Raw genomic sequence first — 13,137 nt, forward strand, 5'->3', positions numbered from 1 at the left:
ATGGTAGTGCTCAGGCCGGCGTCTCACGTCATCCCCCGGGGGTGATGTGGGAGACAGAAGGGCCGCATCATGCCGTGGACGGCTCAGACCCCCGGCTGTCCGGGACGCCGTGGAGGCTCGTTCCTATCTGCCGTCGGTGAGGGCGTCACTGTGCTGCAGGGCATATCGACGCCCGATCGGGCCGGCCGATACTCCGTGGAGGACGACGCTGAGCAGGACGGTGATGCTGACGATGGAGATCGCGAGTCGGATGGGCTCCGAATCTCCGAGCTCTTCGATGGCCAGCAGCGCGAACACGATCGAGGCGAGGCCACGCGGCCCGAACCACCCCACGAACAACACCGTCGACCTGTCCAGCCCGGTTCTGGCCAACGCCAGCGCAACGGGAATCATGCGGATGAACGTCAGGCTCGCTACCGCGTAGAGCAACACCCACACCGAGAGGAGCTCGAAGGCGACCGGCACCAGCGCCGCGCCGAAGAGGAACCAGACGCCGAACGCGAGCAGTTCTCCCAGCAGTTCCGGGAGTTCACTCAATTCGTGCTGTTGATCGGTGCCCTGCTCCAGGGCCGCGCTGAACGCGATTCCCGCAACGAAGGCCGCGATGAACCCGTTGCCGTCGAAGGTCACAGCCCCAGCGAAGCTGCCGAGCGCGACAGCCAGTGTTGCAAGACGTCGGCCACCGGAACTCATCCAGTGGCGGGCCGAGGCGAAGGCAATGAGTTTGGCGCCGCCCCATCCGAAAGCGATGCCGACCACTGTCCCGATACCCAGTTCGAGCAGTGGCCGGATCGCGGCGTGGTCGCCGCCATGGGTGCCGAGCTCGCCGGCCACCAGGGCGAGCGAGAACACGACGATCGGGGTGGCGATTCCGTCGTTGAGCCCGCTCTCGACGGTGATGACGCGGCGCACGCGTACGGGAACCCGCTGATCGTTGATCACCTGGGCGCTGAGCGCCGCATCGGTAGGGGCGAGGGCGGCACCGACGAACAGCGCGAGTGCCCAGCTGAAGTCGCCGAAGAGCACCACGGCGGCGACAGTGCCGAAGACCAGAGTGAGCGGAAGGCCGATTCCCAACAGGCGCGCGGGCACCCGGAAGTCGTGCCTCAAGTCGGCGACGTTCACCCTCACCGCGTCCGAGAACAGCAGCATCGCGAGCGTCAGTTCGGCGAGAAGATGGACCGACGGCGCCTTCGCGTCGATCGGGACCGGGCCCCAGGACTGGTTTCCGAGCAGGAAGCCCGCGAGCAGGAAGACGAAGGGCCCGGTGATGTTCCATCCACCGAGTCGATTCGAGGTCACTGCCCAGCCGAAGATGATCACCATCAGAAGAGCGAAAGCCGACTCCGTCATCAGTCCTGACCTTCCCGAGCATCGAGCACTGCCGCCGACATCGCGGCACGATTCATGCGGCGACGATAGCTCCCCGGACGGGTGGCGGCATGACCCGTAGGGGATGAGATGACCCGGACTTGCCGCTCGCGATCCCACGGAGTGTTCATGAGATGGCTCGACTTCCTGTGGGTCGGGGGCGGTTCCTAGTCGGCGGCGGTGGCTTCCAGGCGTCCGGAACGGACCGCATCGGCGAAGGACGTGTAGTCGCGTTCGTTCTGGTCCGCGTAGCGCTCGGAGAAGTCGGTGATGGAGCGGTCGAATTTGTCGCTCTTCCCCAGGTAGGCGGCGATCGCGACGGGGTCACCGGACCGGGCATGCGCCCGCGCCAGAGTCCACCCGCAGGCGTTGGCGTAGAACGTCATGCCGAGCGGGTCCATCCCTTCCACGACGGCCGAGCCCTTCATGTCACGCAGTTGGCGCCAGTACAGGTACCTGTTCTCCTGTGCCCCCTTGGTCCAGCCCAGGAAGATATCGCTCGCGGCCTGCATCATGCGCTGCCCCTGCACGACCCGTTCGCCCGGTTGGCGGAACCGGCTCTTCGGCAGGTGGTCCTCGAGGACTGACCTCGTCGCCTCCTTGACCTGCAGGAACAGCGGATCCTGTTGATCCCGGCCCTGGAGCAGGACGATGAAGGCGCGCGTGCCCACACTGCCGACACCCACGACCTTGCGGGCGACGTCGACGACCTCGAAGCGCTGGAGCAGGTGACGCCGGTCCCGGGACAGCGTGGCCCGGTACGACCGGAGCTGCTCGCGAATCACCTGCTCGACCTCGTCGGCCGACAGGCCGAACGATCGGCCCAGGTCCCGGGCCGGGATGACGACCGGGGGCTGACTGACGATCCGGTACTTCCCGTCGACGTGCTCGGCGAGCTTCGTGAGTGCCTGCAGGCTGTCCCTGGTACGTGCCTTGCCGATGTTCTTCCGCGCCGCCTTCCCGATACCCTCGGCTTTCTTCAGGGCCTTGCCCTTCTGGGTCGCCACCGCCAGGTCGATGGCCTCCATCAGTTCCTCGTCGGACAGGTGGGCGTACCAGATGTCCAGCGTGCGCATGTGCGCGAACCGGGCCATGGCTTCGCGGTAGGCCCGCACCGCCGTGAGCGTCACCTCGAGCGCGTCGTCCCTCGTGAAGGCGTTGTTCCTCGCAGCGATCGTGAAACTCGCAGCCAGGCGCTTGACGTCGTACTCGAACGGCCCCGGAAGTGTCTCGTCGAAGTCGTTCAGGTCGAACAGCAGACGCCGCTCCGGCGAGGCGAACACGCCGAAGTTGGACAGGTGGGCGTCCCCGCACAGTTGGGTGACCAGGCCCGCCCTCGGCGTGTCCTTCAGATCGGCGGCCATGATCTTGGCCGCACCCCGGTAGAACGTGAACGGGGAGACCAGCATCCGACCGTGCCGCACCGGGACGAGGTCCTGTTCGCGGGTGAGGTTCTGCTCCTCGAGCAGCGCGACAGGATCCGGACGGTCCGGGGAGGGTACCCAGCCGGTATGACTGGAGACCGGTGTCTTCCTGTGACGCTTGCCCTTTGCAGCACGTTCCTCGACGGTCCGGTGCTTCACTTTTCCCTGGGTCATGATCGTGGACCTCCCCCTTACACCGGAGTGGGAGCGAAGGGTGCTACTTCGGCCTGGGCGCCGTGGATCACCAGGTAGGAGGCCTCCGGCACCTCCTGCCACGCGCCCTTGAGGTCGCCGAGCGGCTCGGACACCACGAGTCGCGCGTCGCCCGAGAGCTCCTGGAGCAACTCGTGGGTCGGGTGCAGAGCCCGGAGGGCCGAGATGTCCGTGCTTCGGAAGAGGGAGCGGGACCGTCCTTCGCTGGAGTAGCGGAAGGCCCAGGTCGTGTCCCCGTCGGTCACTGCCACCGTCATCTGCATCGGGAACTCGACGCCGTGGCTTCGGCCGATGTCCTCGATCAGCCCGACGGCACGCGCGACAGCCCCTGGAGGATCCTCCTCGAGCCCGAAGGTGAGAGCCAGGTAGAAGAACAGCTCCGAATCGGTGGACCCCTGGATCAGCGGGAACAGGTCCGGATCGACGGCGAGCGTCAGGTCTCGTTTGATCCTGGGGAAGCCGTTGATCAGGCCGTTGTGCATCCAGAGCCATCGGTCATGGCGGAAGGGATGGCAGTTGGTCTGCTGGACCGCGGTGCCGGTGGACGCGCGGATGTGGGCGAACACCCGGCCGGACCACGCCAGTGCCGCCAATTCCCGGAGATTCCTGTCGTTCCACGCGGGGTCGGTGCTGTGGAAGAGGCCCGGGCGGGGAGGCGTCGAGTACCAGCCGACCCCGAATCCGTCCCCGTTGATTGTCTCAGCCCCCAACCGGGAGTGTTTGCTCTGCATCACCAGGGAGCGCTCCGGTTTGTACAGGAGGGCCTCGAGATTGACGGGCGAACCGGAATAGGCGATCCAACGACACATGAGTAGTCCTTTCCGGCAACATCGCAACATGCCGGCAACCGGGGAGGATCACCCTGCAAGGGTGAACCGGGGGGCTGCCCGCCCGCAAGGATCCCGGTGAGGGCACCACAGCGGCAGGCACGCCGTCTCCCGGCGGCAGAGCTTCTCGAGGTGTCAGGACGGAGACACCGGGCAGGCCACCGATCGCCGGTTCGGGGGTTGCACTCCGCTTCGTCGGCGATAGGGTTCCTAGATGCCCCTGTCCCAGCCTGTGACCCTGCCCTTCGACCTCCGACGGCCGATCATCGGTGCGCCGATGGCCGGCGGGCCCTCGACCCCGGAACTCGTCGCCGCAGTCAGCAATGCGGGCGGGATGGGCTTCCTCGCGGGCGGGAACAAGACCCCGCAGCAGCTCACGGAGCAGATCACCAGCACCCGGACCCTCACGCGGGGCCCGATCGGCGTGAACCTCTTCGTCGTGTCCGCCAACGACGCCGACGACGAGGAGCTCGAGGCCTACCGGCAGGAACTGCAGGACGAAGCCGCCGGGTACGGCATCGAGGTCGGCACCCCGAGATGGGACGACGACATGTTCCAGGGCAAGCTCGGGGTGATCCGCGACCTGAGACCCGACGTCGTCTCCTTCACCTTCGGCTGCCCGGACGCCGACGTCCTGGACGAGCTGAACACGCTGGGTATCCACACCGCCGTCTCCGTCACCTCCACGGCGGAGGCGTGCACAGCCGAGGATCGTGGAGCCACGATCCTGGTCGTGCAGGGTCCCGACGCCGGTGGTCACCGCGCCACGTTCGACCCCGCCGTCGAGCCGGGCACCGAACCGCTCCCCGACCTGATCACCGCCGTCAGGAACGCCGTCGGCCTGCCGCTGATCGCAGGAGGGGGCATCGGCACCCGCGACCAGGTCCGCGGGATCCTCGCCCTCGGCGCCGCAGCCGTCCAGATCGGGACCGCCCTGCTGCTGGCCGACGAGGCAGGAACCAGCCCCGCCCACCGCGCGGCCCTGCAGGACCCGGCCTTCACCGAAACGAAAGTCACCCGCGCCTTCACCGGCAGGCCCGCCCGAGGCCTGCGGAACCGGTTCATGGACATGCACGAGCGCAGCGGGCACGCCTACCCTCAGATCCACTACATCACCGCGCCCCTGCGCGCGGCGGCGGCCGCGAAGAACGACCTGCAGGCCCTGCATCTCTGGGCCGGCACCGGCTACCGCACCACCCGCACCGGACCGGCCGCCGACATCATGGCCGACCTCGCGCCCTGACACCGGCACCTCCCACCCGCGACACCGCCGTCCTCCGGAGGAGGCGTGGAGGTCAGCCGAGGCGCTTAGAGCTGTACGCGCGCGGAGTCCGGACACCGGGCCGTTGCAGCGGCACCCACAGCTTGTAGCGGTCCGCCCGGTAGTAGGACACGGAGTAGTCGATCATCGCGCGCGCGACATAGGCGTGGCGCTGGATTTTCAGCAGCGGCGCGTTCATCTCCACGTTGAGCAGGCGCGCGATCGAGGGTGATGCCGCCGTCGCCTCGATCGTGTCCTCACCCCACTCCATGACGAGCCCGTACTTCTCGCTGAGCACGTTGTACAGGGACGTGGGCGGAGGACCGTCGAGGAGGCCCTTCACCCGGTGCGCCGGGAGGAAGTTCTCGTCGACGCTCATGGGCTCCCCGTCGGCGAGGAGTTGGCGGCGGAACCGTACGACCGGCTGCCCGATCTCGATCTGCAGCTCCCTCGCCACCAGGGGCGTGGCCCCCTGCTGTTCGAAGCTGAGGACCCGGGCGTCCGGCACCATGCCGCGCCGGATCATCTCCTCCGTGTAGGAGGTCATTTTCATGTGGAGGTCCACCTTGGCCCTCGCCACGAACGTCCCGAGGCCCACGACGCGTTCGAGCACCTCCTCCGCGACGAGCGCGTCGACGGCCTGCCGGACGGTCATCCGCGCCACCCCGAAGTACTCGCTCAACTGTCGCTCGGACGGGATGCCGGCTCCCGGTTCGCCGAACTGGCGCACGTAGCGTCGCAGACTCTCACGCAACTGCACGTGCTTGGGCGTGCCGGACGCGTCATCGAGCCGGTCCGCGTCGAACGGCCTGGGCAGCACGGCCATGGCACGGTCTCCTTCCTACGCCGGTCGCGGTCGCGGCCGGAGGCACTGACTGGTCCCACGAGTATCGCCCCGGCACGCGAAAGGGAGCCCGCACAGGGCGGGCTCCCTTGTCGATCACGATCAGGAGGTGCTAGTGGGCGTGGTACCCGCGGCTGTACTCGAAGACCCACCCGACGAGGGCGATCACTGCGAGGCCGAGCCCGATGTAGAGGATCCAGAACCCGATGGCGATGCCGAGGAAGCCGGTGGCGGCCGCGAGGCCGAGGACGAGGGGCCACCAGCTCCACGGGCTGAAGTGACCCTGTTCACCGGACCCCTCGTGGATCTCGGCATCGAGGCGGTCCTCGGGGCGTGCTCCGACGCGCTTGCCCGTGAAGGCGAGGTAGAAGCCGATCATGCCTGCGAGCCCGGCGGTGAGGTAGAGCGCGAGGAATCCCACGGGTTCCGCCCACTCGACCAGGAAGCCGTAGACCGTCGCCACCAGCAGGAAGAACGGGACCCCGTACAGGAAGAGGTTCTTCTCGATCTTCATGCCTTGGCATCCTCTCGGTCGGCCGAACCCAGGAAGCTGGCGGCACTGTCATCGGGCGTGTGCGTCTGCTGGAGCTCGGGGTGGTGCAGGTCCAGGGCAGGGCGCTCGGAGCGGATGCGCGGCAGCGAGGTGAAGTTGTGGCGCGGCGGCGGGCAGGACGTCGCCCACTCGAGGGAGGCACCGAAGCCCCACGGATCGTCGACCTCGACCTTCTTGCCGGTGCGCCATGTGACGTAGACGTTCCAGAAGAACGGGATCAGCGACGCCCCGAGGATGAAGGAGCCGAAGGTGGAGAACTGGTTCATCACCGTGTAACCGTCCTCGGGGAGGTAGTCCGCGTAGCGGCGCGGCATCCCCTCGACCCCGAGCCAGTGCTGGATGAGGAACGTGGCGTGGAAGCCGAGGAACAGCATCCAGAAGTGGATCTTGCCGAGACGCTCGTTGAGCATCTTGCCGGTGAACTTGGGCCACCAGAAGTAGAAGCCCGCGAACATCGCGAACACGACGGTACCGAAGACCACGTAGTGGAAGTGTGCGACGACGAAGTACGTGTCCGACACGTGGAAGTCCAGGGGCGGCGAGGCGAGGATGATGCCGGTGAGACCACCGAAGAGGAACGTCACGAGGAAGCCAAGGCTCCACAGCATGGGCGTCTCGAACGTCAGCGAACCGCGCCAGAGCGTGCCGATCCAGTTGAAGAACTTCACGCCCGTCGGGACCGCGATGAGCATCGTCATGAAGGCGAAGAACGGCAGGAGCACGGCACCGGTGACGTACATGTGGTGCGCCCAGACGGTCACCGACAGGGCGGCGATGGCGATCGTCGCGTAGACGAGGCCCTTGTACCCGAAGATCGGCTTGCGACTGAAGACCGGGAAGATCTCCGAGACGATGCCGAAGAACGGCAGCGCGATGATGTACACCTCGGGGTGGCCGAAGAACCAGAACAGGTGCTGCCACAGGATGGCTCCACCGGCTTCGGGATCGAAGATGTGCGCGCCGAAGCGGCGGTCGGCTCCGAGTGCGAACAGGGCCGCGGCCAACGGCGGGAACGCCATCAGTACGAGGATCGAGGTGATCAGCGCGTTCCAGGTGAAGATGGGCATGCGCCACATCGTCATGCCCGGCGCGCGCATGCAGATGATCGTGGTGATGAAGTTGACGGCGCCAAGAATGGTGCCGAAGCCCGACAGGGCGAGGCCGAAGACCCACAGATCTCCGCCGACGCCCGGCGAGAACGTCGTGCTCGAGAGCGGGGCGTAGGCGAACCAGCCGAACGAAGCGGCACCCTGCGGGGTGATGAACCCGGATACGGCGATGGTGCTGCCGAACAGGAAGAACCAGAACGCCAGCGCATTCAGCCGCGGGAAGGCGACGTCGGGTGCGCCGATCTGCAGGGGCATGACGAAGTTGGTGAAGCCCGCGAACAGGGGCGTCGCGAACATCAGCAGCATCACGGTGCCGTGCATCGTGAACAGCTGGTTGTACTGCTCCTTGGTCTGCAGGATCTGCATGCCCGGCTCGAAGAGCTCGGCACGGATGATCAGGGCCATCACACCGGCGAAGCAGAAGAAGACGAACGACGAGATCAGATACATGAACCCGATCGTCTTGTGGTCGGTCGAGGTGATCCAGTTGACGACGATGCGTCCCTTGGACCGCGGGACCACGCGGGGAGCGGCTACGGTGCCGGCTTCCTCAAGGGTGTATTCGAAGGTGGACATCAGCTGCTGCTCCTGGCTGGGTCGGTATCGGGATCATCCTCCGGGTAGGAGTCGCGGTCGTACTCGTCGCCGAGCTGACCGTCTTCGAGCTGGTCCATCTGCGCGTCGAACTCCTCCTGCGAGACCACCTCGACGTTGAAGAGCATCTCCGAGTGGTACTGGCCGCACAGCTCCGCGCACTTGCCGGCGAAGATGCCTTCCTTGGTCGGCGTCAGGTTGATGTAGTTGGTGCGCCCCGGGTAGAGGTCGCGCTTCATCAGGAAGCCGGGGACGAAGAAGGAGTGCTGCACGTCGCGGGCGTTGAGCTGGAGCTCGACCGTCCGGTTGACGGGCAGGTACAGGGTCGGCAGGTCCTCGATCTGGCCCGCCTCCCCCGTGAGGTGAGCCTGTACCCCGGTGGAGTACTTGTCCTCGTTGACGTAGTTGAAGTCCCAGGACCACTGCTTGCCGCGGACGTCCACGATCACGTCGGGGTCCTCGACGCGGGCGTCGATGCTCGCGATGTCCCGCTCGGTGAAGTAGAAGAACACGAGCACCATGAAGAGGGGGATCGTCAAGTAGAAGATCTCCAGCGGCAGGTTGTAGCTCATCTGCCGGGGGTATCCCGTGTCGTTCTTCCGGCGGCGGTACGCCACCATGCACCAGATGATCAGGCCCCACGTGATGACACCGACGGCCAGGGCCGCGATCCACGAGTTGACCCACAGATCCGTGATGGCTCCGGTGTGGTTGGTGTTGTCACGGTCTGCCGGAAGCCAGCCCTTTTGGGCTTCTGCCGAACAGCCGGTCAGTAGGAGGGCGCCGGCCAGCGTGATGCTGGAGATCTTCGTGATCCTGACGCGCTTGCTACCGGTTCGGTCCTGCGAACTCACAGACGGACCTTCCTTTTCTACGTGCGTTGCCACCCGCTCATCAAGCTGCCCGGGGTGCACATCCAGTTTTACTACTCACTGTAGAGCTTACCTGTAAGACCCGCGATCCGGTGACATGCGAAAGGCCCGGAACACTCCCCTTCGGGGTGTTCCGGGCCTTTCGCCACGTGCTAGTGGAAGGAGTCTCCACATGCGCAGGAACCGCCTGCGTTCGGGTTGTCGATGGTGAATCCCTGCTTCGAGATGGTGTCCTCGAAGTCGATGGATGCGCCGGACAGGTACGGGACGCTCATCTTGTCCACGATGACCTCGACGCCGTCGAAGTCGCGGACGGCGTCGCCGTCGAGGACCCGCTCGTCGAAGTACAGCTGGTAGATCAGTCCCGAGCAGCCGCCGGGCTGTACGGCGACGCGCAGGCGGAGGTCCGTGCGACCCTCCTGCTCGAGGAGGCTGCGCACCTTGCCTGCCGCGACGTCGGACAGGGCGACCTCGTGGACAGGGAGGTCCGTGGACTCCTGCAGGGCCTCTGCTTCGGTGGTCGGTGTGCTCATGGTGTCTCTCCTAGCTCGGACCTTGGTGGATCCGCTCTCAGTGCCGTCCGCGGTGTGGCGCGCACGGCTTTGTCCAATCGTACGCCGGGCCCACTCTCCTTCTAACGGCCGGGAGGCCCGAAACATTTCCGCCCTCCCCGACCGGCGTCAGCCCTGGTCGCCGAGCAGCCCGCCCTCGTTGATCCGGGCGAGGAGGATGGCCTCGGCCAGGACGGCCTTCCGGAATTCGTCGAGGTGCAGGGATTCGTTGGCGCTGTGGGCCCTCGAGTCAGGGTCCTCGACGCCGGTGATCAGGATCTGCGCGGAGGGGAAGAGCTCGGTGAGGTCGGCGATGAACGGGATGGAGCCACCCATGCCCGCTTCGACCGCGGGCACTCCCCACGCCTCCTCGAGCGCGTCGAGTGCCAGGCGCGACGCCGGTTCGCTCGTGTCGGTGCGGAAGGGGCTGCCGGTCTCCCCCGGCGTGAAGGTCACCCGGGCGCCGAAGGGGGCGTGGTCCTCGACGTGCCGGCGGACGGCGTCCATGGCCACCTGCGGGTCCTCGCCGGGCGCCAGGCGGAGGCTGAACTTGGCGCGGGCGCGCGGCAGGAGCGTGTTCGATGACAGGGCGACGCTCGGGACGTCCATGCCGATGATGGAGAGCGCAGGCTTGTGCCACAGCCTGGACGCGATGGAGCCGGTCCCGGCGAGCTGCACGCCCTCGAGCACCGAGGCGTCCGACCGGTAGTCCGCTTCCGCGTAGTCCACGGTCGCGTGGTCCCCGCCCTGGAGGCCCGCGATGGCGACGTCGCCGGCGGCGTCGTGCAGGGTCGCGATGAGCCGCGCGAGCAGGGTCGGGGCGTCGAGTACGGGACCGCCGAACATGCCGGAGTGGACTGCGTGGTCGAGGACCTGCACCTCGATGGTGCCGTCCACGAGGCCCCGCAGGCTCGTGGTGAGCGCGGGCACGCCCACCTTCCAGTTGCTGGAATCGGCGACGACGATGACGTCTGCCTCGAGGTCCTGCCGGTAGGTCTCGAGGAACGAACGGAAGGTCGGCGACCCGGCCTCCTCCTCGCCCTCGATGAAGAGCGTCACCCCCACCCCGAAGGAATCGCCGAGCACGTCGGACAGGGCCCGGAAGGCACCGATGTGGGCCATGATGCCCGCCTTGTCGTCGGCTGCGCCGCGGCCGTAGAGCCTGCCGTCGCGTTCGGTGGCCACGAACGGCTCGCTCTCCCAGAGCGAGGGGTCGCCGGGCGGCTGGACGTCGTGGTGGGCGTAGAGGAGCACGGTCGGGCGGTCGCCGACGGCGGGGCGGCGGGCGACGACGGCCGGTCCGCCCGGGGTGCCGGCGTTGTCGACGCGGAGGATGCGCACGTCCCCGATGCCGGCGTCACGGATGAGCGCGGCCACGGCCTCGGCGCTGCGGTCCAGTTCGGCGGCGTCGAAGGCTTCCCAGGCGATCCCGGGGATGGCGACGAGGTCGGCGAGCTGTTCGACGATCCGGGGGAACGCCGCGTCGACGCTCGCCCGCAGCTGCTCGACGACGCGGGAGGGCTCGTTCGGATGCGCGGTAGGAGTACTCATGGAGGTCATGCCAGAACCCTACACAGGCGGGCTCCCGCGGTGGACGGGCCGGCGGACGGGTCGGCGGACGGGCCGGCGGACGGGCCGCGCGGCCGTCCGCGGTGCCGTCCGACCGGACCGTGAGGACCGGACCGGCGAGGCGCGTCCGGCGAGCCGGTATCCTGTAGGGGTGTTCGGACGAAATAAGGAAGCACCCTCTGCCCAGGAAGTCGTTGACAGCGCTTCACCTACCCCCGAGACCCGGCGCGTACAGGGCAAGGGCGCCCCGACGCCCAGGCGCAGCGTGCAGCAGGCCGCCCGCAAGCGGCCGCTCGTGCCTGCCGACCGCAAGGCGGCCCGGGACAAGGACAAGTCGTCGGTGCGGGATGACCGCGCCAGGATGCGGCAGGCCCTCGACACCGACGACGAGCGCTACCTGCCGCTGCGGGACAAGGGCCCGAGCCGGCGCTTCATCCGCCAGTTCGTCGACGCCCGGGTGAACATCGGGGAGTTCCTGATGATCGCCGCGCTGGTGTTCGTGGTCCTGAGCTTCTTCCAGTCCCTCGCCGTACAGAGCGCCGTCCTGATGGCGTTCTGGGTGCTCATCGTCGCCGTGGTCGTCGACTGCGTGCTGCTGCGCCGGAAGCTGAAGAAGAAGCTGACCGAGAAGTTCGGCGGCCCCAACCAGGGCGACCTCTGGTACGGGGTGACCCGCGCTTTGCAGCTGCGCCGGTTGCGCCTGCCGAAGCCGCAGGTCAAGCGCGGACAGTACCCCGCCTGATCCGGGCGCGGTGCGCCGTGTCCTCCGGGAAGAGCCGGGCCTTCGGGCCCGGCTCTTCCTGTGTCGCGGGGGTCAGGCGGGTAGCGGTCGGGCGGAGCCGGCGTCGGAGCTTGATTCAGGCACGGGCGCGACGCTGCCGGTCCGCCAGTCCGCGGTTGATCCGGCGTGCCCAGAAAGGCCCCTCGTAGAGGAAGGCCGTGTACCCCTGCACGAGCGTGGCACCGGCCTCGAGCCGCTCGATGACGTCGTCGGGGGTCTCGACGCCACCGACCGAGACGATGGCCAGCCGGTCGCCGACGGCGGACCGGAGCCGCGCGAGGACCTCGAGCGACCGCGCCTTCAGCGGTGCCCCACTGAGGCCGCCGACGCCCTTGGCCATCACGGCGGCCGGGTCGGTGGTGAGGTTCCCGCGGGTGATGGTGGTGTTCGTGGCGACGATGCCGTCGAGCCCGAGGTCCAGGGCGAGGGCACCGACGTCGTCCAGGTCCTGGTCCGTGAGGTCGGGGGCGATCTTGACGAGGAGCGGGACGTGGCGTCCGGCCGCGCCGTCGGCCGTGGTACGCACTGCTTCCAGCAACGGCCGCAGGGACTCGACGCTCTGCAGCAGCCTGAGCCCCGGCGTGTTCGGTGAGGACACGTTGACCACGAGGTAGTCCGCCGCGGGGGCGAGCCGGCCGGCGCTCACGAGGTAGTCGGCGACGGCGTCGGCGATGTCCACCTTCTTGGTCTTCCCGATGTTCACGCCGACGACGGGCCGCTGCCGCGCGCCGTAGCGGCGGGCCAGGCGCTGCCGGGCCGACGTGAGGCGCGGCGCGACGGCGGCGGCGCCGTCGTTGTTGAAGCCCATCCGGTTGATGACCGCCCTGTCCTCGACGAGGCGGAACAGGCGGGGCGCCGGGTTGCCGGGCTGGGCCTGGCCGGTGATCGTCCCGATCTCGACATGACCGAACCCGAGCGCGGTCAGTGACAGCACGCCGTTGCCGGCCTTGTCGAAGCCGGCGGCCAGGCCGAAGGGCGAGGGGAACTCAAGCCCGAAGGCGGTGGTCGCGAGGCTCGGATCCGGTGCGCAGAAGCGACGCAGCCCCCAGCCCACGGGTGTGCGGTCGGCGGCGCGGATGAGGGCGAACCCGATCCGGTGCGCCCTCTCGGCGTCCATGCCGGAGAAGGCGATCCGGAAGAAGGTCGGGTAGAAACGCATGGGTCAAGA

Annotated in this window: 12 protein-coding genes; 2 read left to right on the forward strand and 10 right to left on the reverse strand. The window is 67.9% G+C overall.

Annotated features, from left to right (window positions below; all coding sequences use genetic code 11):
• Positions 1-123: 123 nt before the first annotated feature.
• From CXQ97_RS05160 to CXQ97_RS05170, 3 genes are all read right to left on the reverse strand, one after another.
• Positions 124-1,353: a sodium:proton antiporter gene (locus CXQ97_RS05160; RefSeq protein WP_104179745.1), complete on the reverse strand. Its 1,230-nt coding sequence runs from the start codon at positions 1,351-1,353 to the stop codon at positions 124-126.
• Positions 1,354-1,538: 185 nt separating this feature from the next.
• Entirely contained in the window at positions 1,539-2,969 is a 1,431-nt protein-coding gene (locus tag CXQ97_RS05165) for a DUF2252 domain-containing protein (protein ID WP_104179746.1), read from the reverse strand.
• Positions 2,970-2,986: 17 nt separating this feature from the next.
• Positions 2,987-3,817, reverse strand: a complete 831-nt coding sequence (locus CXQ97_RS05170) for a class II glutamine amidotransferase (RefSeq protein ID WP_104179747.1) — start codon at positions 3,815-3,817, stop codon at positions 2,987-2,989.
• 232 nt (positions 3,818-4,049) lie between these two features.
• Here CXQ97_RS05170 and CXQ97_RS05175 point away from each other — a divergent pair, with 232 nt between their 5' ends.
• The gene (locus CXQ97_RS05175) at positions 4,050-5,078 is read left to right on the forward strand and encodes a nitronate monooxygenase (protein ID WP_104179748.1); all 1,029 of its coding nucleotides are present in this window, start codon (positions 4,050-4,052) and stop codon (positions 5,076-5,078) included.
• A gap of 52 nt (positions 5,079-5,130) precedes the next feature.
• Here the strand turns inward: CXQ97_RS05175 and CXQ97_RS05180 are convergent, their stop codons facing one another.
• The 6 genes from CXQ97_RS05180 to CXQ97_RS05205 all read right to left on the reverse strand — a co-directional run bounded on the left by CXQ97_RS05180 (position 5,131) and on the right by CXQ97_RS05205 (position 11,179).
• Complete coding sequence (locus tag CXQ97_RS05180; protein ID WP_104179749.1) at positions 5,131-5,922, reverse strand: GntR family transcriptional regulator; 792 nt, start codon at positions 5,920-5,922, stop codon at positions 5,131-5,133.
• A gap of 130 nt (positions 5,923-6,052) precedes the next feature.
• Positions 6,053-6,454, reverse strand: coding sequence for a cytochrome c oxidase subunit 4 (locus CXQ97_RS05185; protein ID WP_104179750.1), 402 nt, complete (start codon positions 6,452-6,454; stop codon positions 6,053-6,055).
• A complete protein-coding gene (gene ctaD / locus CXQ97_RS05190; RefSeq protein WP_104179751.1) occupies positions 6,451-8,178 on the reverse strand; it encodes a cytochrome c oxidase subunit I in 1,728 nt (575 codons plus the stop codon). Before ctaD ends, CXQ97_RS05185 begins: the two co-directional genes overlap by 4 nt.
• Positions 8,178-9,050, reverse strand: coding sequence for a cytochrome c oxidase subunit II (gene coxB, locus CXQ97_RS05195; protein ID WP_104179752.1), 873 nt, complete (start codon positions 9,048-9,050; stop codon positions 8,178-8,180). The genes ctaD and coxB overlap by 1 nt, the downstream gene beginning before the upstream one ends.
• A gap of 170 nt (positions 9,051-9,220) precedes the next feature.
• A complete protein-coding gene (locus CXQ97_RS05200) occupies positions 9,221-9,601 on the reverse strand; it encodes an iron-sulfur cluster assembly accessory protein (RefSeq protein ID WP_104179753.1) in 381 nt (126 codons plus the stop codon).
• 147 nt (positions 9,602-9,748) lie between these two features.
• The gene (locus CXQ97_RS05205) at positions 9,749-11,179 is read right to left on the reverse strand and encodes a dipeptidase (protein ID WP_104179754.1); all 1,431 of its coding nucleotides are present in this window, start codon (positions 11,177-11,179) and stop codon (positions 9,749-9,751) included.
• 160 nt (positions 11,180-11,339) lie between these two features.
• On the opposite strand from CXQ97_RS05205, the gene CXQ97_RS05210 reads away from it, so the two are divergent.
• Complete coding sequence (locus CXQ97_RS05210) at positions 11,340-11,930, forward strand: DUF3043 domain-containing protein (RefSeq protein WP_104179873.1); 591 nt, start codon at positions 11,340-11,342, stop codon at positions 11,928-11,930.
• A 115-nt stretch (positions 11,931-12,045) separates the two neighbouring features.
• Here the strand turns inward: CXQ97_RS05210 and CXQ97_RS05215 are convergent, their stop codons facing one another.
• Entirely contained in the window at positions 12,046-13,128 is a 1,083-nt protein-coding gene (locus CXQ97_RS05215) for a quinone-dependent dihydroorotate dehydrogenase (protein ID WP_104179755.1), read from the reverse strand.
• Positions 13,129-13,137: the final 9 nt, after the last annotated feature.

The organism is Arthrobacter sp. B0490, from assembly GCF_002929355.1.
GTDB lineage: Bacteria > Actinomycetota > Actinomycetes > Actinomycetales > Micrococcaceae > Arthrobacter_D.